Below are 25258 nucleotides of genomic sequence, written 5' to 3' on the forward strand. Positions count from 1 at the left end.
CTCTACGCGGAGTTTTTGTACAGGTAATGCCCCTAAGAAGGCTCCTTAAGGGCATCAACTGTACAAAAACTCGTCAGGCTTGGTACCGCTCCAGCTTTTCCTTCTGCCCGGGAGTGAGCCTGAGGACCCGGCCGGTGTCCTCAGCGACGAAAGCCAAATGCGTGGTGGCTTTGACGCAATCCTCCCGGGTAACAGGGTCCTTGATGAGGTAGTGAAGATCGAAGCTGGCGCCTTTGACGGCGCCCACCCAGATCTCCACGACAGCGGGAACGTTGCGGTACTCCAAGGTCCGGACATACCGGACCTTGTGCTCCACCACGAGGGTCATGATGCCTTCTTCAACGTCGTTGAACAGGGCAGCCGGAGGCTCTACGCCAGGAAGGCCCGCGCCGCGGGGAGGCCCGAAAGCCGCGATGCGGGCCTCCTCCAACATACGAACGATCTGCACGTTGTTGATGTGTCCATAAGCGTCCATGTCACCCCAGCGCATGGGTACGAGGACCTCAATGCGCTGGGGTGCAACGGAATCCCGGGCGGGTTGCCCGGTCTTCACTGAATCGGTACTCAGCTGTGCACCGCCGTCGAATCATCCACAGCGGTCTCTTCCTCACCAGCGAACTGGGACATGTACAACCGGTAGTACGCACCCTGCAGGGTGAGCAGGTGGGCGTGGTTGCCCTGTTCCACGATCTTGCCGTTCTCCATTACCAGGATGGTGTCGGCGTCGCGGATGGTGGACAGGCGGTGGGCGATCACGAAGCTCGTCCGGTCCGTGCGGAGGGCAGCCATGGCCTTCTGCAGCAACAGTTCGGTGCGGGTATCCACGGAGCTGGTGGCTTCGTCCAGGATCAGCAACGAGGGGTCGGAGACGAAGGCCCGCGCGATGGTGATCAGCTGCTTCTCACCGGCGCTGACGTTGTTTCCTTCTTCGTCAATGATCGTCTGGTAGCCGTCAGGCAGAGCACGGACGAAGCGGTCCACGTAGGTGGCCTTGGCCGCCTCCATGATCTGCTCCTCGGTAGCGTCCAGGTTGCCGTACTTGATGTTGTCGTAGATGGTCCCGCCGAAGAGCCAAGCGTCCTGCAACACCATGCCCACCTTGGACCGAAGCTCGGAACGGGTGAGGTCCTTGATGTCCACGCCATCCAAGGTGATCCGGCCGGCGTTGAGCTCGTAGAAGCGCATCACGAGGTTCACCAAGGTGGTCTTGCCGGCACCCGTGGGTCCTACAATCGCCACCGTGTGGCCAGGCTCAGCCGCGAAGGACAGGTCCTCAATGAGCGGCTTGTCCTCCACATAGCTGAACGAGACGCGCTCGAACTCAACGTGGCCGTCGGTCTTGGACGGCAGGTGACGGGTGCCGTTCTCTTCAACTTCTTCATCAGCATCGAGGAACTCGAAGACGCGCTCGGCAGAGGCCACGCCGGACTGGAGCATGTTCGCCATACCGGCGATCTGCCCCAGCGGCTGGGTGAACTCACGCGAGTACTGGATGAACGCCGTGGCGTCGCCCAAGCTCATGGAGCCCGACGCAACCCGGAGGCCACCCACCACGGCAATACCGACGTAGGACAGGTAGGACACAAAGTTCATGGCCGGGAAGATGACACCGGACACGAACTGTGCACCGAAGGAGGCCTTGTAGAGTTCCTCGTTCTTCTCGTCGAAACGCTCCAGCATGTCGGCATCGCGCCCGAAGACCTTGACGAGGTCGTGGCCGGAGAACGATTCTTCGATCTGGCCGTTCAATGCGCCGGTGTTCTTCCACTGTGCTGCGAAGAGCTTCTGGCTGCGGGCACCAATAACACCCGCCACGATGCCCGACAACGGCAGGGCGATCAACGCGATCAGCGCCAACTCCCAGGACACGATGAACATCATGACCGTGATGCCAAGGACCGTGAGGACTGAGCTGACCAGTTGGGAGAACGCCTGCTGGAGGCCTTGCTGGACGTTGTCGACGTCGTTGGTCACCCGGGACAGGATGTCGCCGCGCTGGCGGGTGTCGAAGTAGTTCAACGGAAGCCGGTTGAGCTTGGCCTGGACGTCGTTGCGGAGCTTCTTGATGACCCGCATGACGATCCTGTTGAGCAACCAACCTTGGGCCCACAGGAAGATGTTGGCCACAAAGTACATGAGGAGCACGATCGAAATCAGGAACGTCAGCTTGGGGAAGTCGATCCCGTTGGTGAGCTCCATCTTGGAGACCATGTCCGCAAAGTTGCCTTGGCCCTGCTGGCGCATGAGTTCCACGAACTGCTCTTTGGAGACGCCCTCGGGGATCTGCTTGCCCATGACGCCACCAAAGATGACGTCCATGGCGTTACCCAGGACCTTGGGGGCGATCACGTTGAGGACCACCGAGACGATGACCAGCCCGATCACGATGTACACGCCAACGGCCTCGGGCTTCAGCAGGCCCATGAGTCGCTTGGCGGACGGCCAGAACTCCTTGGCCTTCTTTGCCGGGACGTCGCCGAACATGCCGCCATCGGCTTCTGAGGGGACGTATTCCTCTTCGACAAAGTCGTCGTCGTCCAGGGCTTCGGTTGCTACCTCAGCCTCGGCTGTCGCCTTTGCATCCTTTGCGGCTTGAGCCTTGGCAGCCCAGCCACGCTTCTTCTGCTGGTTCTGCTCGCTCATGCCACTTCCTCCACGCTCAGCTGGGATTCAACGATTTCCTGGTACGTGGGTGACGTCTCCAGCAGTTCGTCGTGCGTTCCGCGGTCAACGATCCTGCCGTTATCCAGCACAAGGATCTCGTCCGCATCCGCGATGGTGGAGACACGTTGGGCCACAATGATGACAGTCGCGTCCCGGGTTTTGGCCTTGAGGGCCTTTCGGAGCCTGGCGTCCGTAGCGACGTCCAAGGCAGAGAATGAATCATCGAACAGGTAGACATTGGGTTTGGTCACCAAGGCACGGGCAATGGAAAGCCTCTGGCGTTGTCCACCGGAGACGTTGGTTCCGCTTTGGGCGATGCGCCGGTTCAGGCCTGACGACTTTTCCTCCACGAAGCCCTTGGCCTGCGCGGTTTCCAGCGCCTCCCAGAGTTCCTCGTCAGTGGCGTCCGGCTTGCCGAAGCGCAGGTTGTGCTCGATGGTTCCGGAGAACAGATACGGCTTCTGCGGAACGGCCGATACCCGGCTGGTGATCTCCGAGGCATCCATGTCGGTGACGGGGACGCCGTCGAGCAGTACGTCACCCGAGGCGACATCGTAAAGTCGCGGCAGCAGCGAAACCAGGGTGGTCTTGCCGGCACCCGTGGAGCCAATGATGGCGAGGGTCTTGCCTGGCTCGGCGGTGAAGGAAATGTTGCTCAGTACCGGAGCCTCGGCACCGGGGTACTTGAAGGTGACGTCCCGGAATTCGACGCGTCCCTTCTTTTCGGTGGGAACCACTGGCGAGCCGGGGTTGTGGATGGAAGGCTCGACGTCGAGAACCTCGCCGATGCGGTCTGCACAAACCGAAGCGCGGGGAATCATCATGGCCATGAACGTGCCCATCATGACGGCCATCAGGATCTGCAGCAGGTACTGGAGGAAGGCCGTGAGCGCGCCCACCTGCATCTCGCCGGAGTCCACACGCTGGCCGCCGAACCAGAGAACGGCAGCAGTCGACAGGTGGAGGATCATGCCGATGGCCGGGAACATCAGGACGAACAGGTTGCCGATCTTGACGGAGACTGCGGTGAGATCCTCATTGGCATCGCCGAAGCGCTTCGCCTCGTGGGGTTCACGCACAAAGGCACGGACCACGCGGATACCGATGATCTGCTCGCGCAGCACCCCGTTGATGGCGTCGATCTTGGTCTGCATGGAGCGGAAAAGCGGCATGAGCCGGACCACGAGGTAGCCCACGACCGCTACCAGCACAGGTACCGAAACCCACACGAGCCAGGAGAGGTTGAGGTCCTCGCGGAGCGCCATGATGATGCCGCCAACGCACATGATGGGCGTGGACACCATGAAGTTCAGGCCCATGAGCACCAGCATCTGAACCTGCTGGACATCATTGGTTCCACGGGTAATCAGTGTGGGAGCACCAAACTTGTTGACATCCTGGGCAGAGAAACTGCTGACCTGCCGGAAGACGCTGCGGCGCAGGTCCCGACCGATCGCCATGGCAACGCGGGAGCCGAAGTACACGGCGACGATGGCAGTGACCACCTGCCCAAGAGCGACGGCGAGCATGAGCGCGCCCGTCTGCCAGATGAAATCGGTGTCGCCTCGGGACACTCCCTCATCAATGATTTTGGCGTTGAGGCTGGGGAGGTAGAGCGTGGCGATGGTGGACGCCAACTGAAAGATCAGCACGGCCACAATCTGCGGCAAATACGGCTTGGAATAGCGCCGTATAAGGGTGACAAGCATGCCCACGGGTCCTTAGAAAAAGTGCGCGAATGAGATAAGAGAAGTGTTGCAGCAAGGGCTGACAGTATTAGCCTCCCTACTCTACGAAATCCGTTGCCCCGACGAAACAACCCACGGAAAAGATCATCCCAGCGGAGTATTTGCCGTGTCGCAGGCGCCCTGGGACGGCAGCGGACACCAGAGCCCCACAGACGGCAAAAGCGCCGGCTGGAATCCCAGCCGGCGCTTTCGGTTCCCGCCCTTGTTGGTCACGCTCCGCGTAGTACGCGAGGAGTTTCGAACAAAGGCGGGATCCCTAGTGGATTCAGCCTGCGTGCTTGCCGTGGTCAGGACGTGCTTCCACGCCTTGGAGGAGCAGCAATGCCATCCGTTCCTGCTGGCGGCGTTCCCGCTTCAGTTCCTTTCGGATCGCTGCGAGTTCCTCGGCGGTGATGGCCTGCTGCTCTGCGATGGTCTGCTGCTCCCGCAACCGTGCCTGCAGTTCCACGTTGGCGCGGCTCAGCTGCAACTGCTGTTCGGCCAGGACGTATTGGGTGCGGGACAACTGTTCCTGTACTTCCCTCACGTCAGTCGCCGCATGCGGGCGTTCCTGTGTGAGGATCCTGGCGAACTCGAGATCCAGGTCGGAACCGGAGTCCGCGCTGGAAGCAGGGCGTTCAGTGCGCGGAACCTGACGTTCGCCCACCGGAACCTGACGTTCGGCACCCAGGGTGCCAGCGCCGTCGTCGTCCGCTTTCAGACCGTGCGCCTTCAGGCCGTCCACCTTCAGATCTTCCGCCCTCAGCGCGTCCATCGACGCCGTGTCCAGGGACATCCCGGCGTCCGAGGAGGCCGTGGCAATAAGTTCCTTCTCCGGAGCTGCATCCACGGTCCGGCGCAGCGGCCGTTCCTTGATGAAGAGCACTGCCAGTAGTGCCACGACGCTGATGATCGCGGAGATCAGGAAGATCTGGGCAGTAGCGTCACCATAGGCTGCCCTCATGATGTCGGCGACGGGGGCGGGCATGTCGGCAAGGTCCATGCTGGCCCCTGACGCGCCGCCCTGAACAGGAATACCAGCGGCAGCCATGCCTTCAACGGCCAGGTCTTTCACATGGGTGGACATGATGGCACCCAGGACGGAGACGCCGATCGCGCCGCCAACCGAGCGGAAGAACGCCACCGAAGCACTGGCCGTTCCGATGTCCTTTGCCTGGACCGTGTTCTGCACGGCCAGCACCAGGTTCTGCATCAGCATGCCGAGGCCCAGGCCGAAGACGCCCGTGTAGATCGCTACGATCCACAGTTCCGTGGTGTGGTCCATGGTTCCAGCAAACGCCAGGCCGCCGATCAGCAGGACGGAGCCGGCGATCAGGAACCTCTTCCACTTGCCGAAGCGGCTGATCAGGATGCCGGATGCGACGGACCCAATCAGGTTGCCGGCGATCATCGGCAGTGTCAGCAGGCCGGCCTCTGTGGGGGTGGCACCGCGGGCAACCTGGAAGTACTGGCCCAGGAAGGTGGAGGAACCGAACATGGCGATACCGACCGCAACCGAGGCAACGATTGCCAGGGCCGTGGTGCGCTCGGAGATGATCTTCAGCGGGATGATCGGCTGCTCAACCTTGGTTTCGACGAACACCAGCACGGCCAGCAACGCCACGCCGCCACCCACCATGAGGGCTGACTGCCAGGAGAACCAGTCGTAGTAGTCCGGGTTGCCGGCGAAGGAAACCCAGATCAGGAGCAGGCTGACGCCGGAGGTCAGCAGGATCGAACCGAGCCAGTCGATCTTGGCGGGGCGCTTGATGTGCTGGATCTTCAGGGTCACCTGGAGCAGGATGAGCGCGACGACTGCCAGCGGCACGCAAACGAAGAACGTCCAGCGCCAGCCGAGCGGGCTGTCCACGATGAAGCCACCCAGCAGCGGTCCACCGGCGGTGCCCACAGCCATGACTGCACCCATGTAACCGGAGTACTTGCCGCGATCACGCGGCGGGATCATGGAACCGATGATGGCTTGCGCCAAGGCGGTGAGGCCACCCATGGCCACGCCCTGGATGACGCGGGCGGTCAGCAGCAGCGGAATGGTTTCGGACAGGCCTGCCATCACCGAGCCCGCCACGAAGATGATGATGCTCAGCTGGACCAGGAGCTTCTTGTCGAAGAGGTCCGCGAGCTTGCCCCAGATGGGCGTGGTGGCGGCGTTGGCGAGCAGCGCTGCCGTGATGACCCAGGCGAAGTCGGTCTGGGTGCCCTTGAGCTCGGACATGATGGTGGGCAGGGCGTTGGCAACAATCGTGCTGCTGAGGATCGCCGTAAAGAAAGCGGCGAGGAGCCCCGTGAGGGCTTCCATGATCTGCCGGTGGGTCATGGGCGCGGCGGCCTTGCTGGCCGCGGGGCTCACTGAAGCGTCCACCGCCTTGGTGTTCTGAACTGCTGGTGTGGCCATGGTGGCTCCTAAGCTGTCTGGTGTGTTGTGATGGAGCCGGCCGCCGTTGCCCGGATTGAGTCCTTGAGGGACTCCGTGAGTTTGTTGATGACCTGGGAGGCCTCGAGGGCGTCCGCCTCGCTCCAATCCGCCAGGTAATCCCGCAGTCTCACGCTGCGTTGTTCTTCGAATTCGCGGAGTTTCGCCGCGCCTTCCTCCGTCAGGGCAAGAAGTTGAGCCCTTCCGTCCGCGGGGTCCGGCCGCCTGACCACAAAGCCAAGCTCTTCCAGCTCAGTGATGTGCCGGCTCAGGACCGGGGCGCTGACACCCAGGCGCGTGGCCAGGTGCGTGGCGCGGGTCTCCCCCTCGCCGATGAACCGCATGACACCCTGCACAGCCATACCGACGTCGGGAACGCGGGCCATGTGGGCGGTCACCACGCAGCGCAGCGTGCGCTGGAGATCGAAGATTTGATGCACAAGATCGGTTGCTGTGGCAGAACCGACGGACATGGGAAACACCCCTCTTTTTGCTTGCCTAAAGCAACTATAACCCAGATTGATTGCTTTGGGAAACTAAAGATGGCGTGGCTTCGTGTTGTGGGGCCTGCTCTGCGCCCTGTTTCCCCGGATTATGGCGCAGAGCAGGCCCCACAACGCAAACAGCCCCCGCACGGTGTTCCGTGCGGGGGCTGCCTGCGTATTTGTCATCCGGGGCGTTTAGTCGTCCAAATGAGTGGGGCCGAACATCTTCAGCAGTGTTTCAACCACGACGACGTTGGGTCCGTCCGCTGCGAAGGACGCCTTGAGGGCGTCCCCCACTTCCTCCGGCGCCACCCGGCGCGCCGGGACACCGAAGGACTCGGCAAGCTTGACGAAGTCCGGACGCGCAAGCTCAGTGGCAGTGGCCTGGCCGAACGCGCCCACCATGTATTCGCGCAGGATTCCGTAGCCGCCGTCATCCACGATCAGCCAGGTCACCGGGACGTTGTGCTGCTTGGCGGTGGCGAGCTCGGAGATGGAGTACATGGAGGAACCGTCACCGGAGACAGCCAGCACACGGCTGGGCTTACCGGTGGTTTCCAGGCCCACGGCACCGCCAATTGCCGCGGGGAAACCGTAGCCGAGGCCGCCGGCACCCTGGGCGGAGTGGAATTGGCCCTGGCGGGCGTCCCAGCAGCTCCAACCCCAGTATGCGGAGATGGTCATGTCCCAGAACGTCTGCATGTCGGCCGGAACCGCCTCGCGGATGTCCGACATGAACTTCAGTTCCTTGGCCAGATCCTGTGACTCAAGGCGTGCTGTGACCTTGGCCAGGGATTCCTTGACCACGTCTTCCGGGCTGGTGCCGTGCCAAGACCGGGTTACCGCGTCAGAGGCTCCGGCTGCGGCGAGGGCTTCGTCCAGGGCGGCGAGGGCCTGCCCGGCGTCTGCGCGGATGCCCAGGCCTGGCCGGTTGGATTCCAGGACGCGGGGTTCGGCGTCGATCTGGATGATGCGGCCGCGGGGTTCGAACGTGAAGTAGTTCGAGGTCACTTCGCCCAGGGACGAGCCGATCACGATGAGCACGTCAGCGTCTTCCAGGACGTCGGTCATGTACCGGTCCTCGATCCACGACTGCAAGGACAGCTCGTGGGTCCACGGGAACGCGCCATTGCCACCGGGCGTGCAAATGACCGGTGCGCGCAGCTGTTCGGCGATCGAGAGCAGTGACTTCTCAGCCCGGCCACGACGTGTGCCGCCGCCGGCGATGATCGCCGGACGTTCCGCCGTCGAAAGCCACTTCACGGCTTCGCGGATCAGCTCGACGCGGGGCGGGTTGTCGAATGCCTCGGCGAGGGCGTCTTCCACCGGCGGGACCATGATGGGATCCAGCAGGACGTTCTGCGGGATTTCGATCCAGACCGGGCCCTGCGGCGAGGAAATTGCTTCGGTCCAGGCGTCCTGGATGGCCGACGGGATGCCGGAAGCATGCTGGATCAGGCGCTGGCTCTTGGTGACGTTCGCGGCCGATGCCTTCTGGTCATCAAGCTGGTGGAGCATGCCTTTGCGGCGTGCGCCCAGGCCATCGAGCGGGATCTGGCTGGCCACAACCACCATGGGAACGCCCGTGGCGTAAGCCTCCTGAAGACCTGCCAAGGACGTCAGCGCGCCGGGACCTGTGGAGAGGAACAGCACGCCTACCTCGCCGGTGGCGCGGGAGTAACCGTCGGCGGCGAAAGCGGAGTTGTTCTCTACGCGGGAGGATACGAAGTGGAGGTTGCCGCGCCCCATCGCGTCAAAAAGACCCAGCGCGTGCTGGCCCGGAATACCGAAAACGGTCTTCGCGCCCAGCGCTTCAAGGGTCTCGACGACGAGGTCCCCGCCGTTGCGCTGGTTGGTCCCTTTAGTAGGGGCTGCTGTGCCGGGATCGAAATCAATCATCGCTGGTCTCCCGTTGCCTTGGCGAGCTCTGCGATGCGGGCGCCGAGAGCCTGCTGCGCGTAGCCGTTCGGGGCACCTTGACGGTCGCCTTCGACGGCGTTGTCCGCCATGAGGGTCACGAGCTCGTAGGCTACGTGGCTGCCTGCGACACCGGTGATTTCTGCGTGGTCATATGCCGGAGCAACTTCTACGATGTCCGCACCGACGAGGTTCATGCCGCGGAAGCCACGGATGATTTCGAGGAGTTCGCGGCTGGTGATGCCACCGGCCTCGGGAGTGCCGGTACCCGGGGCATGGGCCGGGTCCAGGACGTCGATGTCCACGGAGATGTACAGCGGACGGTTGCCGATGCGGTCACGGATCTTCGCGACCGTTTCCAGCACGCCCTGGTAGTAGACATCTGCGGAGGTGACAATTCCGAAGCCGAAACGGTGGTCGTCGTCGAGGTCCTTCTTGCCGTACAGCGGGCCGCGGGTACCCACGTGGCTGATGGCTTCGGTGTCCAGGATGCCTTCCTCGACGGCGCGGCGGAAGGGCGTGCCGTGCGTGTACTCGGCGCCGAAATAGGTGTCCCAGGTGTCCAGGTGTGCGTCGAAGTGAAGCATGGCGATCGGCTCACCGGCGCGCTCCGCGGCTGCACGGAGGAGGGGCAGGGCAATGGTGTGGTCGCCACCCAGGGTGACCAGCTTGCTGCCGTTGGCCGTGAGGTCCAAGGCGTTCTGCTGGACGGTTTCGATGGCCTCGTTGATGTTGAACGGGTTCACGGCCATGTCGCCGGCGTCGGCAACCTGGATGTTCTCAAACGGGCTGACGTCCCAGGCGGGGTTGTACGGGCGCAGCAGACGGCTGGCCTCACGCACGTGATTGGCGCCGAAGCGCGCGCCGGGACGATAGGAAACGCCGGAGTCGAAGGGGACGCCAACTACCGTGACGTCGGCTTTGGAGACCTGGTCCAGGCGGGGCAGGCGGGCATAGGTGGCGGCACCGGCATAGCGCGGGATGCGGGACGAATCGATGGGACCAAGGTTGCCGTTGGCCTCAATACGGAGCTCTTCCAAAATGCGCCACTCCTTAGTGGATAGCTGGGATAACTGTGACACCCATCATACACTCAAAGTTTCCTAATATGCATCACCTGTTTACAAGTCTGATTTGAGGGTGCGCGTCCTGAGATGCCGGTCACAGTGGGCGTAAAGATTCCATAAAAACCGGGGTCACGGCGTCGAACGCGGCCATACGCTCCTTGCGGAAGCAGCACCGTGCTGCACGAAAGGACACAGTGACCACCTTGTCGAGGCCTCCGGCCGATCCGGCCAACCGGCCAAAGAATTCCTTCAAGCTCAAGCCCTGGCTGCTGGAAGGAATGCCGGACACCTCAGGCAAGAGGCAAGGCCCCCACGGCCGCCCGTCGGACGCCCACAAGCCGCAAGCCTGGTGGAAGGTCATGTGCCTCACCGGACTGGACTACTTCTCCACGCTCGGCTACCAGCCAGCCATCGCCGCACTGGCAGCGGGCCTGCTGTCCCCCTTGGCCACCCTGCTCCTGGTACTTGCAACCCTGGCCGGCGCACTGCCCGTCTACCGTCGCGTGGCCCGCGAGAGTCCTCGCGGCGAAGGCTCCATCGCCATGCTGGAACGGCTCCTCCCCCGCTGGGGTGGCAAGCTCTTCGTCCTGGCCCTCCTAGGGTTCGCCGCCACGGACTTCATGATCACCATCACGCTCTCAGCTGCCGACGCCACAGCCCACCTGATCGAGAACCCCTTCGCACCGCACTTCCTCGAAGGCCAGCAAGTTGTCATCACGCTGGCATTGATCGCCGGGCTGGGTGTGGTCTTCCTTCGCGGGTTCAAGGAAGCCATCAACGTGGCCGTAGTGCTGGTGGCAGCGTTCCTGGCACTGAACCTTGTGGTCATCGTCGTATCCATGACCCATCTCTTCACCGAAGCCGGAGTCATTACCGACTGGTGGACCGCACTGACCACCTCCCACGGCGACCCCATCATGATGATCGCCCTGGCGCTTCTGGTCTTCCCGCGCCTGGCACTGGGACTCTCCGGATTTGAGACCGGTGTGGCCGTCATGCCCCAGATCAAGGGTCACGCCACGGACACCGAAGCCAACCCGGCCGGCCGGATCAAGGGTGCCCACAAACTGCTGACCACTGCGGCCATCATCATGAGCTCGTTCCTCATCACCTCCAGCTTCACCACCGTCATGCTGATCCCGGCCGCCGAGTTCCAGGACGGCGGCAAAGCAGAGGGCCGCGCGCTCGCCTACCTCGCCCACAAGTTCCTCGGTGACGGCTTCGGAACGGTCTACGACATCAGCACCATCGCCATCCTCTGGTTCGCCGGCGCGTCGGCCATGGCCGGTCTGCTGAACCTCGTTCCGCGATACCTGCCCCGGTACGGCATGGCTCCCGCCTGGGCCCGGGCACTGCGCCCGCTGGTCCTGGTGTTCACTGTGATCGCCTTCATCGTCACCATCATTTTCCAGGCTGACGTCAACGCCCAGGGTGGCGCGTATGCCACCGGCGTGCTGGTCCTGATCACCTCTGCTTCCATCGCAGTCACCCTGTCCGCACGGCGAAAGAAGCAACGCGGCCAGTTCATCGGCTTCGGAATCATCTCCCTCGTCTTCGTCTACACCACGGTGGTCAACTCGATCGAGCGGCCTGACGGCCTGAAGATCGCGGCGCTCTTCATCCTGGGCATCATGGTGGTCAGCTTCATCTCCCGCATGCGGCGAGCCTTCGAACTCCGGGCCACCCATATCAAGATGGACGAGAAAGCCCTGGAATTCACCGCCAACGCTTCCGAGGGACCCGTTCGGATCATCGCGCATGAGCCCAAACACCTCAGCGCCAGCCGATACCGCGAGAAGCTCCAGCACGCGCAGCAGGCCAGCCACCTGCCCGTCGACTGCGACGCCGTCTTCATCGAGGTCATCGTGGATGACAGCTCGGATTTCGAACAGGAACTCCAGGTGGTGGGCAAGATCCGGCACGGTTTCAAGATCCTTGAAGTGCACAGCAACAACGTCCCGAACACCGTGGCGGCCGTGCTGCTCCACATCCGCGACGTCACTGGATTCATGCCCCACATCTACTTCCGCTGGACCGAGGGCAACCCGATCTCCAACCTCAGCAAATTCCTGTTCTTCGGCGAAGGTGAGATCGCGCCGGTGACCCGCGAAGTGCTGAGGGAAGCCGAGCCGGACATCACCCGCCGGCCGTGGGTGCACGTGGGCTAACCGCCCTAGCGGCTCGCCGCCGGCACCAGCACCCAGAGCACCTCGACGGTCTCGTCCGTGGGGTTGATCCAGGTGTGCGGTTCGCGGCCGGGGAAGGAGAGAGTGTCCCCTTCTTCGAGGTCGTAAGACTCGTTGGTCAGGATGAGCTTGATCCTGCCCTTGACCACGTGCAGGACATCGACGTCGCAGTCCACGGCGTAGAGCTCATTCTCTCCACGGCCCCGCGGCTCTATGGTGGCCTGCAAAATCTGGAGGCGGCGCTCGGAGCGGGCAGTCAGCAACCGCTCCACGATGCCCTGGCCACCCAGGGAGATGCGGGGGCCGTCGTCGCGCTTGGTCAGGTGCGTCTCCGGGGCGGCGAACAAGTCACCCACAGAGACCGACAACACCTGGCACAGGGTGACCAAAGAAGCGACCGACGGCGATGTCAGGTCACGCTCCACGCGGCTGAGGAAGCCCTTGGTCAGCCCGGTGGCATCAGCCACTTGCTCAATGGTGAGGCGCTGCGCCTGCCGGGCTGCGCGGATTCTGGAACCGATGGCAACGGGAACATTGCTCGGTTCAACGGGGAGAGCCTTCATTCACGAACCTTTCAGGCCTGTCATGTGGCCCTGTCATTGGAGCAATAGTAGCCGGGAGACGGGCCAACAGGACCAGAATCGACGGAACCATGACCAAAGCATCTTGACTGTTACTCCGATCACAACATATCCTCATAGGCAACAAGTGTTGTCTGTGAGGCACACAACACTTCCCCAATCTCCAACCATCAGCACAGAGACTTCGACGCTTCGCAGGAGTATCGTCGGAAACCCCAACCTCCGTGCATCAGCTCCAAGGACCGTTCATGGAATCTTCGGCTATTAACATCGCAATCGTGGTGGTGTACCTGCTCGCCATGCTGGCATTCGGCTGGTGGGGCAAGTCCCGCACCAAGAACAACAGCGACTTCCTGGTGGCCGGCCGCCGCCTGGGACCGTTCCTTTACACCGGCACCATGGCAGCTGTGGTCCTCGGTGGCGCATCCACCGTGGGCGGCGTCGGACTCGGCTACAAGTTCGGCATCTCCGGCATGTGGCTGGTGGTAGCCATCGGCGCAGGCGTGCTGCTTCTCAGCCTCCTGTTCGCCGGCACCATCCAGCGCCTGAAGATCTACACGGTCTCCCAGATGCTGAGCCTTCGCTACGGCAGCAGGGCCACGCAGACCTCAGGCATCGTCATGCTGGCCTACACGCTCATGCTCTGCGCTACTTCCACCGGCGCCTACGCCACCATCTTCGTGGTGCTCTTCGACTGGGAACGCTGGCTTGCCATCGCCGTTGGCGGCGCGATCGTCCTGGTTTACTCCACCATTGGCGGCATGTGGTCCATCACCCTGGCCGACCAGGTCCAGTTCATCATCAAAACCGTCGGCATCTTCTTCCTGATGCTCCCGTTCGTCCTGAACGCTGCCGGCGGCATGGACGGCATCCGTGAGCGCCTCGACGACACCTTCTTCCAGATCGATGGAATCGGCGCCCAGACCATCATCACGTACTTCGTGGTCTACACACTGGGCCTCCTGATCGGCCAGGACATCTGGCAGCGTGTTTTCACTGCCAAGACCCCCACCGTTGCCCGTTGGGGCGGCGCCACGGCCGGTGTCTACTGCATTCTCTACGGCATCGCAGGCGCCGTGATCGGCTTGGCTGCCCGGGTGGCATTGCCGGACATCGATGTCACCAACCTCGGCAAGGACGTTGTGTACGCAGAGGTTGCAACCCACATCCTGCCCGTCGGCATCGGCGGCCTGGTCATGGCCGCGGCTGTTGCCGCCATGATGTCCACCGCTTCCGGCGCCCTGATTGCCGCAGCAACGGTGGCCCGCGCTGACGTTGTCCCGTTCGTGGCCAGCTGGTTCGGCAAGACCATCAACACCGATGACAGCGAAAACCCCGAACACGACGTCAAGGCCAACCGCTACTGGGTTCTTGGACTCGGCATCGTGGCAGTACTGATTTCCATGGCAGCCCAGGACGTGGTGATTGCCCTCACCATCGCCTACGACATCCTGGTGGGCGGCCTCCTGGTAGCAATTCTGGGCGGTTTGGTGTGGAAGCGCGGCACCGGCATCGCCGCTGCATGGTCCATGGCAGTGGGATCGGTGCTGACGTTGACCCTTCTGATCCTCTTCGCCCTGGGTGTCATTCCGAGCGCGGACGGCGTCTACGCCAACGAACCGATCTACTACGGTCTCGCCGCTTCGTTCGTCGCCTACGTCGTGATTTCACTGCTCACCCCGCCCACTGATCCCGCAGTCCGCGAGGCCTGGGACAAGCGCGTTGCCGGCGCCGTCTCCGAGGAACTCCCGCCTGAGGCCCACCCGGTCAGCAGCCACAAGTAACGCTGCAGCCAACAGCACAACAAAAGAGCAAAGTTCGACGGCGGCGCCTCCCCTTTCCGGGGCGGCGCCGCCGTTGTTGTGTGCCCGGGAAGAGGGCGTTGTGTGGCCCGCTTTGCGCCCTGAAACCTCGCCAAGGGACGCAGAGCAGGCCTCACAACGGGAGGTGGTGGGGGGAGCTGTGCGGTAAGGTGGTCCCAGCTTCAAGAGATGTGGTGCCAAGCTCCGACTGGCCACACACCAACCCCATGTTCACGGGTGGTTCGGATGAGGAAGCGGCCCGTCCCGGACCAGAGACAACCGAGCGGGCAAGAGCACTCCCCCAAGGAGCAGTCCCTTGCCGTACCAAGGCGATACCACCCCGGCCACCAGTACCCCGGCGCCAACAGCCAGCCACAGAGTCGTGGTGATTCCCGCCGTCGACCTCTTCCTGGGCACGGTGACCATCACTGCCAAGGCCGGAACCGGTCGGTTCGCGCATCCTGAACCGCACCTGATCGCGCAGGCGTTGGCCCAAGCGGTCCGGCCGACCCTCTGGTGTGGTGCGTCGAGAACCCTGACGGTGACGGTTGCCGCGGCCGGCAAACGCGCGGGTGTGCAGCAACACTACACACTCAGCCACGAGGAGCCCGCTTAGATTTCCTCGTCCTCCTCACGGAATTCCTCGGTTTCGTCGATGGGGACCACACGTTCGTCGTCCTCGGAGGCGTCCACTTCTTCCACCCAGGCCTCGTCCACTTCCTGGTCCTCGGCGTAGTCGTAGGCCGGATCCGACTCAATGGTGGTCCGTTCCGGATAGTTGGAGTGTGATTCGGTGGTGTTCATGGTGCAACCTCCGTCTCGTGGGCCGCTCAAAGCCCTGGTGAACGTGCGCGGGGTGGGCCCCCGCCCCTGTCCTTCCATCTGAGCACCGGGCCCGGCGAGGGTCAAGGACGCCCGGAAATTACGGTGCGCCGAACATTCCGATTGAGGAATACCAGCCAAAAAACCGCGAAGATAAGCGGTACAGTGGGGCGTGCAATGGGGCCGCAACTACCCCACCCAGCACAGGAGAGAAAGTGCAACAGCACCAGGAATCCCCCGGTTCGTCGAGCCCCGCTCCGGATCCCACCCCGGAATCGGCAGCCCCCGAAAACGTCGAAACGCAACCCGCGCCGCCTTCGCACGCCGATATCCGCCGATGGCGTCAGTACCTCGCCGATGAGCGCGCCGAGGCCGCCGTCTACCGCGAACTCGCCCAGAGGCGCGACGGCGAAGAACGCCAAATTTTGCTGGCCTTGGCCGAAGCCGAAGGCCGGCACGAGGCCCACTGGCTCAAGCTCCTGGGTGAGCACGCCGGAATGCCCAAGGCCGCGTCGACCCGCAGCCAGTTCCTGGGCTTCCTGGCCCGCAACTTCGGGTCCGTCTTTGTCCTGGCCCTGGCCCAACGAGCAGAAGGCCGCTCCCCCTACGGCACCGAACCCGCGGCAACACCGGCCATGGTGGCTGACGAACAGATCCACGAAGAGGTGGTCAGGGGACTGGCCACCCGTGGTCGGAACCGGCTTTCCGGTACCTTCCGTGCCGCAGTCTTCGGCGCCAACGACGGTTTGGTGAGCAACCTTTCGCTGGTCATGGGCATGGCCGCCACCGGCGTACCCAGTCCCGTGGTGCTGATGAGCGGTGTAGCAGGTCTTTTGGCCGGCGCATTGTCCATGGGCGCCGGCGAGTACGTCTCGGTCCGCTCCCAGCGGGAACTGCTCAACGCGACGCTGCCCACGCAGGCCACCCTCACAGCAGCACCGTCGTTGGACATCGAACACAACGAATTGGTGCTGGTGTACCTTGCACGGGGCATGACGCGCGAGGCCGCTGAGCATCGCGCCGCAGAGCGCATGGGCCTGTTCAGCTGCGACTGCGATCCCAGTCTCTCCTTGCAGCCTGAGAAACCTGCCACCGACGAGCACGAATCCGTCGGCTCGGCATGGGGCGCAGCGATGTCCAGCTTCTGCTTCTTCGCTTCCGGTGCCATCGTTCCCATCCTGCCGTTCATTTTCGGCATGACGGGATTTGCCGCCTTGATGGTGGCCGGTGTCCTGGTGGGCATCGCGCTCCTGGCGACCGGCGCCGTCGTGGGCTTGCTGTCCGGAACGTCGCCACTGAGCCGCGGGCTGCGCCAGCTCGCGATCGGCTTGGCAGCGGCTGCCGCCACGTACGGGCTCGGCCTGGTATTCGGGGCAACCATCGTCTAGTTTGGACGGCTCCCCCCGCAGCCCGTAATGTTGGTTCGTCCTCCGCGCTGCCCCGCGTGACCAGGGCGTGAGGAATGGAGAACCGTGGACTCGGAGCGGGAAACGCGTGCGCCAAAGCACCGGCGTGCCGGCACGGCCTGGCGTATTCTCCGTGGCGTGCTCATGGCCGGAATTGCCGCTGTTGTGGCAGTGCTGGTCAGCGGGTTCCTGCATGGAGACCCGCGGATCACCGCCCTTTTCCCGGGTGTGAGCGTCCCTGGCGCCGCGCACGACGGGCAACCCGGGCAGAAGCAAACGGCACCTGCCCGGGCAGCAGACGCCCCGCCGCCCGGATTTGAGGAGGCTGACGCCCCGCTGGCCTCGCCCCAGGCGCCGGAGACCATGAACGATTCGTATAAGTTCCTGGCTACCAACGACGACGGTACTCCGGTGGGGTACTCGCCGTGCCGGCCGCTGCACTACGTGGTGAACGAAGCGTCCGCGCCGGAGGGCTCCGATGCACTGCTGGAGACAGCGATCGCGAATGTCTCCGCCGCTTCAGGAATCCTGTTCGTCAACGACGGCACCACCGACGAGTTGCCGGTAGACCGGCGGGAGCCATACCAGCCGGCCAAGTACGGCGACCGTTGGGCTCCCCTGCTGATTTCGTGGACCACGCCGGAGGCCGCGCCGGCGTTGGCGGACAAAGTCATTGGTACGGGCGGCAGCACCATGTACTCACTGAACAACGGACCCAAAAGCTACATCACGGGCAGCCTGGAGTTGGACACCCCGCAGGTCGCCGAACTCCTCGCTGATCCCGAAGGCGCCGACTACGTCCTGGCGGTCATGCAGCACGAGTTGGGGCACGTCATGGGTTTGGACCACGTTGATGATCCGGTCCAGCTGATGTACCCGGAAATTGGCGCCCCTGACGGCCTTGCGGCCGGCGACCTGACCGGACTGCACCTCCTTGCCTCTGCCCCCTGCCGCGAGGACATCTAACAACCGGTTCAGGGGGCCATGGACTCCCGGCGTATCCGGACTTATGCTGGCGACTACGGTCGACGGCGGCGCCCCACCTCCCGTCGCGGCCTCCACGTCAGGGGGTTCCATGGAACCTAACGGGTCGCCCCAGTGGCCGGACCCCGATCCCCTTCGCCCCCATGATCCTCCGCATGGCCCCTACCGGCCAGAGGCCACGCTGCCACCGGCACCGGCACCGGCAGCAGCACCAGCACAGCCGATCAAGCACAGCAGCATCGCCGCCATCCTGTTCTTCCTGGGCATCCTCGGCCTGGTCTGCGCGGGGGCGTATTTCAGCGGCGACCTGCAGCGGTTCCTGTACGGCTCCTCCGCCACGCAAAGCCAGGGACCCCGGCCCGGGTTGGTCCCGTTCGGGCAGCGCCAGGAACCTGTGCCCGGCCTGGAAGAAGCCGATGCGCCACTGGGAACTCCGGCACCCGTGAACCGGACAAGTACCTCGTACAAGTTCCTCGCCGTGAAGGAGGACGGCACTCCCCTGGCTTACTCCCCGTGCAGGCCCATCCACTACGTGGTGAACGCGGATCTCGGGGATCCGTCCTGGCAGCCACTGGTGGACGAGGCCATTCGCCAAGCCAGCGTCGCCACCGGATTGAAGTTCGTCTACGACGGCCCCAGTTCCGAGGTCCCGTCCACCAACAGGCAGGGATACCAGCCCGCCAGATACGGTGACCGGTGGGCGCCCGTCCTGATTGCGTGGAGCACTCCGGAGCAGGTGCCGCGTCTGACCGGCCAAACCGTGGGTTTGGGAGGCAGTTCCTCGATTGGCCTGAGCGACGGCTACAAGGCCTATGTCACCGGTACGGTGTCCTTGGACGCCCCGCAATTCGCCGGCATCGTGGACACCTCCGAGGGCAAGGAGATCGGCGTAGCGGTGATCATGCATGAGCTGGGACATCTGCTGGGCCTTGACCACGTGGACGATCCCCGCCAACTGATGTTTGACCAGGCTTCCTGGGTTCGCCAATACGCTGCCGGCGACAGGACCGGCCTGGCCCAACTCGGCTCGGGTCCCTGCAGCAAGGACTTCTAGCTGCGCCTCACCCTTGGCCGGCCACCACCGCGAGCGCCTCTTCCACGGTGTCCACCAGGAAGATCTTCTCCTCCATGGGCTTTCCCGCGGCGAGGCTCTGCAGCATGGGCCACGCCGGGAGTGTCCGTTCCCAGTGTTCGCATCCCACCAACACCATGGGGCTGATGGTTTCGGGTGCTCCGTAGTAGTTCTCGCAAGCGTCCTGGAAGATCTCCTGCACGGTCCCTGCGGCGCCCGGAAGGAAGACGATCCCGCCGGTGCACAACTCCAGCAAGATGGCTTCCCTGACGGCATTGGCGAAATATTTGGCAACGTGCGTAGCGAACAGGTTGGGCGGCTCGTGGCCGTAGAACCACGTGGGAATCCCCAGGGTCGGTGTGCCTTCCGGATAACGTTCGACGACGGCGGCTGCTTGCCGCGCCCAAGCCGTCACCGAGGGCCTGAACCCCGGCACTCCGGCGAGGGTTTCCAGCGCGGCCGCAGCATCGGCGTCGGACGTTCCGCTCAAGTAGGCACCCAGGTTCGCTGCCTCCATGGCCCCGGGTCCCCCGCCGGTGGCGACGGCAAATCCCGCATGGGCGAGCAGCCGGCCCAGCCGTGCGGCGTCGGCGAAGTCGCTGGTGCCGCGCTGGGCGGCGTGTCCACCCATGACGCCCACTACCTGGGCCCCGGAGAGCGCTCCGTGGTCCAGGAGTTCGTCCAGGGCATCGCCGATTGCGTGGTCGTGCAGGGCCGCGGCCAGGGTGGCGTCCAGGCTTCCCCGCTGCCCGGGGAGGATGCTCCACTGGTAGACCCGGGCGTCGAGGGTTGACTCGTACTCTGTGGAGGAGATGTCCGGGTAGAGCTCCGCTGGCGTGTACAGGCTGTTCCGGTAGGGGTCGAACGGTACGCCCTGGAGCTTGGGAAAGATCAGTGCTCCACGGCGTCGCAGGCTCTCTTCCACGCCGTCGTCGAAGGTGCACCCCAGAAAGATCGCGCCCTGGGCGTCCAAGGACTTAAGCTCCCGTGCGTGGCCACGCAGGTCAAGCGACTGGGCGTGCCAGCCATTCATGGACCCGGCTCCTGTGCTCGCCAGATGCTGGAACTGGACCACGCTTTCTATGTCCAGTGTCCGCGGGCTCGGGTTCAGGGCTCCGGTACGATTCATGGTTTCAGCGTAGTATCGCCGGGCTGTGACGCGGGCGTTTGCGCGCCGGGCTGCTGTCCGGTGCATCATGAATGATGAAGAGTTCAGAAGTTGCCCGTCCGCGTATCGGTGTTCCGATCCGTCTCAGCAGTTCGGACTCCTCCGATGCCCGGGTGGGGGAAGCCAATCAACTTTTCACCTTCATCGTGGACCTGTTGCGCGAGGCCGGTGCGCAGCCGGTGCTGTTGACGCCGGTTTCGGCAGACAGCGCCGGCCGCTTGGCTGCCGAAATGCAGATGCTCGACGGCGTGCTGCTGCCGGGAGGCGGCGACATCGATCCCCGTTTGTACGGCCAGGATCCCGAAGATTCGCTGTACGACGTGAACCGGGAGCAGGACCATTTGGACGTCGATGTTGCCCGGGCAACCATCGACGCCGGCTTGCCGCTTCTGGGGGTCTGCCGCGGCCACCAGTTGTTGAACGTGGTGTACGGCGGAACGCTGATTCAGGACATGGGCCCTACCTCGGTAACCCACAGCGGCCTGGATCCACACGATCCGGCGGCCGGTGAGTGGGCCTGGCATGACGTTCGCCTCACGGCTGGTTCCAAGACGGCGGCACTCTATGGAGCTCCCGGGGGGACCACCATCAAGATTGCCTCCGGGCACCACCAGGCGGTGGACAGGGTGGGCGAGGGCCTGATGGTCACGGCCGTCGCCGACGACGGCACGGTGGAGGCCCTGGAGGATCCCACCCGGTGGGTAGCCTCCGTGCAGTGGCATCCTGAGGCGTCCCTCATCCCCGATGCGGAGCGGCTGCTGCCTTTCAAGAAGTTCGTTGACGTTTGCCGGCACTCTATTCATGCTCCGGCGGTTGGGCTACAGTAACTCTCACTGCATCGCTTTCAGTTTCGTCGGAAGTTCAGCCAGTACCAACTTCATTCATAGACGTCCGGGGGACGTCGTAAGTTTGCCGGCTGGGGGGCCCAACATCTGCTCAAAGGAGCATGGTTGTGGACCGTCCAAAATACGCCAGTCGTCCTCTCAATCCGATCAGCCGTCCTTCTCTCACCAAACGCCTTCTGGGCCTTCTCCTGGGGCCCGCGTTGGTCATGGGCGGCTTCGCCCTCACCACCGCAGCTCCCGCATCTGCTGCTGAACCGCCCTGCGCGGGCACGGGCGGCGCCATGCAGATCGTGGCGCACACGGATGATGACCTGCTCTTCCTCAGCCCGGACTTCATGCGCGATATCCAGGCGAAGCGTTGTGTTCAAACGGTGTTCGCCACCGCCGGCGAGGCCGGTGAAGGAGCCACCTACTGGCGCAGCCTCGAATCAGGAATCCAGGCCAGCTACGCCAAGATGGCCGGAGTCTCCAACAGTTGGACGACCTCCGACGCCGGCGTCCCGGGACGCCCACTGACCCTGCGGACCCTCAACGGCGCCCCCAACGTCTCGGTGGTCTACATGCGATTGCCCGACGGCTTCCCCAACGGCTTGGGCAGCGCCGCGTATGGCAGCCAAAGCATCCTCAAACTGTGGGACGGCCGGCTTTCCTCCATCCGCCCGGTGGACAACGCTGCTACCTTCACCAAGTCCCAGTTCCAGTCAGCATTGAACCGACTTGTGGCCAACTTCCAGCCCACCACCTTCCGCACCCAGGACTGGACCGGGAACTTCACCAGCCCGTACGACCACAGCGACCACTGGGCTACCGCAAAATTCGCCCAGCTTGCCACCCGCAGCTACACCGGACCGCACACATCCATGGCCTACGATGCCTATGTCATTGATGAGTACGCCCAGAACGTCACCGGGGCTGAGCTCACCGCCAAGGTGGACACGTTTGTGCGGTTCGCTGATTTCGACATGTACGTCTGCAGCAGTCCCGGCGAGGGCTGCCCGGATTCCCCTTATGACGAATGGCTGAAACGGCAGTACATTACCGCCATCGAGTGGGTGGGCAACGCCGCTAAATCCGCAGGTACCACCGTCACTGCGTCGTCGCAGAAGGCTGCAGCGCAGGGCCCGGAAAAGGTCCGCGACGGGTACCACTGGGGCACTCCGATGGATGCCACGCGTGAGTGGGTCTCCGCCGGGGAAAAGGCCGGCAGCTGGGTCCAATACAACTTCACCCCCACCCGGACCATCAACGCGGTCACCCTGTCCGACCGTCCCCTCCTGACGGATCAGATCACCGCCGGCAACCTGCAGTTCTCGGATGGAAGCACTGTGCCGGTCCCGACACTGCCCAATAACGGATCGGGCCTCACCATCAAGTTTCCTGCCAAGACAGTGAGCTCGGTACGGCTCAACATCACCTCGGTCAGTGCCGGCACCACCAACGCCGGGCTGGCCGAATTTGAGGCCTACCTTGGCACAGACAACGTGGCACCGGTCGTCACAGCGACACCCCCGGGTGGAACCTACGCTGTGGGCCAGTCCATCACCCTGACCGCCAATGAAACATCCACCATTTACTACACCACCAATGGAAGCACCCCCACGACGGCCAGCAGCAAGTACACCTCTCCGCTGACGTTGAGCGGCCCGCTGACCCTGAAGTACTTCGCCGTGGACAGCGCCAACAACTCCTCCGCTGTGGCCACGCAGACCTACTCCACCGGCCCCGATGTCATCAAGCCCGTGGTGACCGCCAACCCGGTGGGCGGCCAGTACGCTCCGGGCACCACCATCACACTGACCGCTAATGAGCCCGCCGACATCCGGTACACCACCGACGGGACCGATCCACTGACGGCCGGGCTCCCCTACACCACGGCGATCCCCTTCAACGGTCCCGGTCCGATGACGTTGAAGTACTTCGCCAGGGATACCGCGGGCAACGTTTCCGAGGTGGCCACCCAGACGTACACCGTGCCACCGGACACTGCGGCCCCCACCGTGACGGCCAACCCCACCAGCCGCGCCTTGGCCAGTGGAGCCACCATCGCACTGTCCGCCAACGAGCCTGCCACCATCTACTACACCACCAACGGCAGTACGCCCACGGCCACGGAGTCACCCACCAACATCAAGTACAACGCCGCCAATCCGATCGTCATGGGCAGCTCCACCCTGGTGCTCAAGTACATCGGCGTAGACACCGCCGGCAACACCTCGGCCGTGGGCACCCAGACCTATACCGTGCCCGCAGCCGGTCCGCCGTCGGCCCATGACTTCAACGGTGACGGCCGTGCGGACGTGCTGGCCGCCGATACTGCCGGGAACTTGTATCTGTACCCCGGCAACGGATCCGGCGGGCTGGACCCACGGAAGATCGCACTGGCCGCACCCGCCTGGTCCACCATCACGGACACCGTCACCCCCGGCGACTTCAACAAGGACGGCAAACCCGACCTCCTTGCACGGGCGGGTGACATCCTCTGGTTCTACCCCGGCGACGGTGCAGGCAGCTTCGGGGCACGTACCCAGGTCAGCACGGGCTGGAGCACCATGACGCAGCTCTTCTCCCCCGGCGACTTCAGCGGCGATGGCATCCCCGATTTCATCGGCCGTCGAAGCAACGGCGAGCTTCGGATGTACGAAGGAAACGGCACCGGTGGACAGCGGACTCCCTACACCGTGGGCTGGGGCTGGGACGTCATGAACGCCATCTTCAGCACCGGCGATTTCAATGGCGACGGCAAGGGAGATGTACTGGCGCGCCGTACCGACACAGGCGCATTATGGCTGTATCCGGGCAATGGTTCCGGGGGCTGGCTGCAATGGACGCAGATCGGGACAGGCTGGGGAACCCGCACTGCGGTGGCCGGGCCGCGGGACCTTGACGGCGACGGCCGGAACGACGTCGTGGGCCGCATCGGAGACACCTTGTGGCTGTATCCCGGATCGGGAGGCGGAACGCTCAGCAACGTACCGCCGATCAGTCTCGGCACCGGCTGGCAGGCCATGAAAGTCATCGCCTAGCCGGCCCCATGAACCTGGCGCGGGTCGGAGTTTTCCCCCAGACTCTTCGGCCCGCGTCAGCCATGTCCAGGACGTGGAAAGACCACCGCTTAAAGTACGACGACGGCCCGGTACCTTCCGTGGGGAAGGCGCCGGGCCGTCGTCGTACTTCAGGTGCCTTACGGCAGCAATGCTAGAGCGTTGCGAAAACTTCGCGCAGCAGCTTGGCGGTCTCGGACGGCGTCTTGCCGACCTTCACGCCGGCAGCTTCGAGAGCTTCCTTCTTGGCCTGTGCGGTTCCAGCGGAGCCGGACACGATGGCGCCTGCGTGGCCCATGGTCTTGCCCTCAGGAGCCGTGAAGCCGGCAACGTAGCCCACAACCGGCTTGGTGACGTTGGCCTTGATGAAGTCGGCTGCGCGCTCTTCAGCGTCGCCACCGATTTCGCCGATCATGACGATCGCCTTGGTCTCGGGGTCCGCTTCGAACGCAGCCAGGGCGTCGATGTGCGTGGTGCCGATGACGGGGTCGCCACCGATGCCAATCGCGGTGGAGAAGCCGAGGTCGCGGAGTTCGTACATCATCTGGTAGGTCAAGGTACCGGACTTGGAGACAAGGCCGATGGGGCCCTTGCCCGTGATGTTCGCCGGGGTGATGCCCACCAGGGCTTCGCCCGGGGTGATGATGCCGGGGCAGTTCGGTCCGATGATGCGGGTGATCTGCTTGCCGTCAGCGTCGACCTTGGACTGGGCCAGTGCCCAGAATTCGGCGGAGTCCTGAACCGGAACGCCTTCGGTGATGACCACAACGAGGCCGATGCCGGCTTCGATGGCTTCAACAACGGCGTCCTTGGTGAATGCCGGCGGGACGAAGACGATGGAGACGTCTGCGCCGGTTTCAGCGATGGCTTCCTTGACGGTGCCGAAGACGTTGATTTCCTTGTCGCCGTGCAGGACCGTGGTGCCGGCCTTGCGGGCGTTGACGCCACCAACAATGTTGGTGCCGGCCTTGAGCATCAGGGCGGTGTGCTTGGTGCCCTCGCCGCCGGTGATGCCCTGAACGATGACCTTGGAGTCTTTGTTGAGGTAGATAGACATTGT

General features: G+C 63.8%; 19 protein-coding genes and 1 riboswitch. Of the genes, 8 read left to right on the top strand and 11 right to left on the bottom strand.

What is annotated here, in order from left to right:
- Nucleotides 1–73: 73 nt before the first annotated feature.
- The 7 genes from ACIQLI_RS15815 to speB all read right to left on the bottom strand — a co-directional run bounded on the left by ACIQLI_RS15815 (nucleotide 74) and on the right by speB (nucleotide 10264).
- Nucleotides 74–490, bottom strand: a complete 417-nt coding sequence (locus ACIQLI_RS15815) for an acyl-CoA thioesterase (protein ID WP_400390351.1) — start codon at nucleotides 488–490, stop codon at nucleotides 74–76.
- A 74-nt stretch (nucleotides 491–564) separates the two neighbouring features.
- The gene (locus ACIQLI_RS15820) at nucleotides 565–2643 is read right to left on the bottom strand and encodes an ABC transporter ATP-binding protein (RefSeq protein WP_400390157.1); all 2079 of its coding nucleotides are present in this window, start codon (nucleotides 2641–2643) and stop codon (nucleotides 565–567) included.
- Complete coding sequence (locus ACIQLI_RS15825) at nucleotides 2640–4373, bottom strand: ABC transporter ATP-binding protein (protein ID WP_400390159.1); 1734 nt, start codon at nucleotides 4371–4373, stop codon at nucleotides 2640–2642. The genes ACIQLI_RS15820 and ACIQLI_RS15825 overlap by 4 nt, the downstream gene beginning before the upstream one ends.
- Before the next feature lie 304 nt (nucleotides 4374–4677).
- Nucleotides 4678–6804, bottom strand: coding sequence for an MFS transporter (locus ACIQLI_RS15830; protein ID WP_400390161.1), 2127 nt, complete (start codon nucleotides 6802–6804; stop codon nucleotides 4678–4680).
- An 8-nt stretch (nucleotides 6805–6812) separates the two neighbouring features.
- A complete protein-coding gene (locus ACIQLI_RS15835; protein ID WP_400390163.1) occupies nucleotides 6813–7295 on the bottom strand; it encodes a MarR family winged helix-turn-helix transcriptional regulator in 483 nt (160 codons plus the stop codon).
- 207 nt (nucleotides 7296–7502) lie between these two features.
- The gene (locus tag ACIQLI_RS15840) at nucleotides 7503–9206 is read right to left on the bottom strand and encodes a thiamine pyrophosphate-binding protein (RefSeq protein ID WP_400390165.1); all 1704 of its coding nucleotides are present in this window, start codon (nucleotides 9204–9206) and stop codon (nucleotides 7503–7505) included.
- Complete coding sequence (gene speB, locus ACIQLI_RS15845) at nucleotides 9203–10264, bottom strand: agmatinase (protein ID WP_207596615.1); 1062 nt, start codon at nucleotides 10262–10264, stop codon at nucleotides 9203–9205. The genes ACIQLI_RS15840 and speB overlap by 4 nt, the downstream gene beginning before the upstream one ends.
- Nucleotides 10265–10485: 221 nt before the next feature.
- Between speB and ACIQLI_RS15850 the strand changes: the two genes are divergently transcribed.
- Nucleotides 10486–12459 (top strand): amino acid transporter, encoded by a 1974-nt coding sequence (locus ACIQLI_RS15850; protein WP_354230907.1) that lies wholly within the window; start codon nucleotides 10486–10488, stop codon nucleotides 12457–12459.
- 5 nt (nucleotides 12460–12464) lie between these two features.
- On the opposite strand, the gene ACIQLI_RS15855 is transcribed toward ACIQLI_RS15850, so the two are convergent.
- Complete coding sequence (locus ACIQLI_RS15855; protein ID WP_354230911.1) at nucleotides 12465–13040, bottom strand: cupin domain-containing protein; 576 nt, start codon at nucleotides 13038–13040, stop codon at nucleotides 12465–12467.
- Nucleotides 13041–13306: 266 nt separating this feature from the next.
- Between ACIQLI_RS15855 and ACIQLI_RS15860 the strand changes: the two genes are divergently transcribed.
- Both ACIQLI_RS15860 and ACIQLI_RS15865 read left to right on the top strand, forming a co-directional pair.
- On the top strand, nucleotides 13307–14842 hold the full coding sequence (locus tag ACIQLI_RS15860) for a sodium:solute symporter (RefSeq protein ID WP_400390168.1): 1536 nt from the start codon (nucleotides 13307–13309) through the stop codon (nucleotides 14840–14842).
- 198 nt (nucleotides 14843–15040) lie between these two features.
- Nucleotides 15041–15160: riboswitch (SAM riboswitch) on the top strand.
- A 16-nt stretch (nucleotides 15161–15176) separates the two neighbouring features.
- Nucleotides 15177–15476 (top strand): hypothetical protein, encoded by a 300-nt coding sequence (locus ACIQLI_RS15865; protein WP_400390170.1) that lies wholly within the window; start codon nucleotides 15177–15179, stop codon nucleotides 15474–15476.
- Here ACIQLI_RS15865 and ACIQLI_RS15870 read toward each other — a convergent pair.
- Nucleotides 15473–15664 carry a hypothetical protein gene (locus ACIQLI_RS15870; RefSeq protein ID WP_354230917.1) on the bottom strand — a complete coding sequence of 64 codons (192 nt, stop codon included), beginning with the start codon at nucleotides 15662–15664 and terminating at the stop codon, nucleotides 15473–15475. The two genes, ACIQLI_RS15865 and ACIQLI_RS15870, sit on opposite strands and share 4 nt — an antisense overlap.
- Nucleotides 15665–15897: 233 nt before the next feature.
- Here ACIQLI_RS15870 and ACIQLI_RS15875 point away from each other — a divergent pair, with 233 nt between their 5' ends.
- The 3 genes from ACIQLI_RS15875 to ACIQLI_RS15885 all read left to right on the top strand — a co-directional run bounded on the left by ACIQLI_RS15875 (nucleotide 15898) and on the right by ACIQLI_RS15885 (nucleotide 19126).
- Nucleotides 15898–17070, top strand: a complete 1173-nt coding sequence (locus tag ACIQLI_RS15875) for a VIT1/CCC1 transporter family protein (RefSeq protein WP_400390172.1) — start codon at nucleotides 15898–15900, stop codon at nucleotides 17068–17070.
- 84 nt (nucleotides 17071–17154) lie between these two features.
- The gene (locus ACIQLI_RS15880; protein WP_354230921.1) at nucleotides 17155–18054 is read left to right on the top strand and encodes a matrixin family metalloprotease; all 900 of its coding nucleotides are present in this window, start codon (nucleotides 17155–17157) and stop codon (nucleotides 18052–18054) included.
- Between the two features lie 109 nt (nucleotides 18055–18163).
- Nucleotides 18164–19126, top strand: a complete 963-nt coding sequence (locus tag ACIQLI_RS15885) for a matrixin family metalloprotease (protein ID WP_400390174.1) — start codon at nucleotides 18164–18166, stop codon at nucleotides 19124–19126.
- Between the two features lie 7 nt (nucleotides 19127–19133).
- Here the strand turns inward: ACIQLI_RS15885 and ACIQLI_RS15890 are convergent, their stop codons facing one another.
- On the bottom strand, nucleotides 19134–20273 hold the full coding sequence (locus tag ACIQLI_RS15890) for an LOG family protein (protein WP_400390176.1): 1140 nt from the start codon (nucleotides 20271–20273) through the stop codon (nucleotides 19134–19136).
- Between the two features lie 71 nt (nucleotides 20274–20344).
- Between ACIQLI_RS15890 and ACIQLI_RS15895 the strand changes: the two genes are divergently transcribed.
- The gene (locus tag ACIQLI_RS15895) at nucleotides 20345–21139 is read left to right on the top strand and encodes a gamma-glutamyl-gamma-aminobutyrate hydrolase family protein (RefSeq protein WP_400390178.1); all 795 of its coding nucleotides are present in this window, start codon (nucleotides 20345–20347) and stop codon (nucleotides 21137–21139) included.
- Nucleotides 21140–21258: 119 nt separating this feature from the next.
- Nucleotides 21259–24180 (top strand): chitobiase/beta-hexosaminidase C-terminal domain-containing protein, encoded by a 2922-nt coding sequence (locus tag ACIQLI_RS15900; RefSeq protein WP_400390180.1) that lies wholly within the window; start codon nucleotides 21259–21261, stop codon nucleotides 24178–24180.
- A gap of 172 nt (nucleotides 24181–24352) precedes the next feature.
- Here the strand turns inward: ACIQLI_RS15900 and sucD are convergent, their stop codons facing one another.
- Complete coding sequence (gene sucD / locus ACIQLI_RS15905) at nucleotides 24353–25255, bottom strand: succinate--CoA ligase subunit alpha (protein ID WP_089593936.1); 903 nt, start codon at nucleotides 25253–25255, stop codon at nucleotides 24353–24355.
- Between the last annotated feature and the right edge of the window lie 3 nt (nucleotides 25256–25258).

It is taken from the genome of Paenarthrobacter sp. NPDC091669, from assembly GCF_044756725.1.
Lineage (GTDB): Bacteria > Actinomycetota > Actinomycetes > Actinomycetales > Micrococcaceae > Arthrobacter > Arthrobacter bambusae_C.

Excerpts from the sequence above, each read along its gene's own strand:
- ACIQLI_RS15830 (WP_400390161.1), bottom strand. The coding sequence starts at position 6,804 with ATGGCCACACCAGCAGTTCAGAACACCAAGGCGGTGGACGCTTCAGTG.
- ACIQLI_RS15885 (WP_400390174.1), top strand. The coding sequence starts at position 18,164 with ATGGAACCTAACGGGTCGCCCCAGTGGCCGGACCCCGATCCCCTTCGC.
- ACIQLI_RS15890 (WP_400390176.1), bottom strand. The coding sequence starts at position 20,273 with ATGAATCGTACCGGAGCCCTGAACCCGAGCCCGCGGACACTGGACATA.
- ACIQLI_RS15855 (WP_354230911.1), bottom strand. The coding sequence starts at position 13,040 with ATGAAGGCTCTCCCCGTTGAACCGAGCAATGTTCCCGTTGCCATCGGT.
- ACIQLI_RS15900 (WP_400390180.1), top strand. The coding sequence starts at position 21,259 with ATGGTTGTGGACCGTCCAAAATACGCCAGTCGTCCTCTCAATCCGATC.
- ACIQLI_RS15835 (WP_400390163.1), bottom strand. The coding sequence starts at position 7,295 with ATGTCCGTCGGTTCTGCCACAGCAACCGATCTTGTGCATCAAATCTTC.
- ACIQLI_RS15840 (WP_400390165.1), bottom strand. The coding sequence starts at position 9,206 with ATGATTGATTTCGATCCCGGCACAGCAGCCCCTACTAAAGGGACCAAC.
- sucD (WP_089593936.1), bottom strand. The coding sequence starts at position 25,255 with ATGTCTATCTACCTCAACAAAGACTCCAAGGTCATCGTTCAGGGCATC.
- ACIQLI_RS15860 (WP_400390168.1), top strand. The coding sequence starts at position 13,307 with ATGGAATCTTCGGCTATTAACATCGCAATCGTGGTGGTGTACCTGCTC.
- ACIQLI_RS15825 (WP_400390159.1), bottom strand. The coding sequence starts at position 4,373 with ATGCTTGTCACCCTTATACGGCGCTATTCCAAGCCGTATTTGCCGCAG.
- ACIQLI_RS15870 (WP_354230917.1), bottom strand. The coding sequence starts at position 15,664 with ATGAACACCACCGAATCACACTCCAACTATCCGGAACGGACCACCATT.
- ACIQLI_RS15820 (WP_400390157.1), bottom strand. The coding sequence starts at position 2,643 with ATGAGCGAGCAGAACCAGCAGAAGAAGCGTGGCTGGGCTGCCAAGGCT.
- ACIQLI_RS15815 (WP_400390351.1), bottom strand. The coding sequence starts at position 490 with ATGCGCTGGGGTGACATGGACGCTTATGGACACATCAACAACGTGCAG.
- ACIQLI_RS15895 (WP_400390178.1), top strand. The coding sequence starts at position 20,345 with ATGATGAAGAGTTCAGAAGTTGCCCGTCCGCGTATCGGTGTTCCGATC.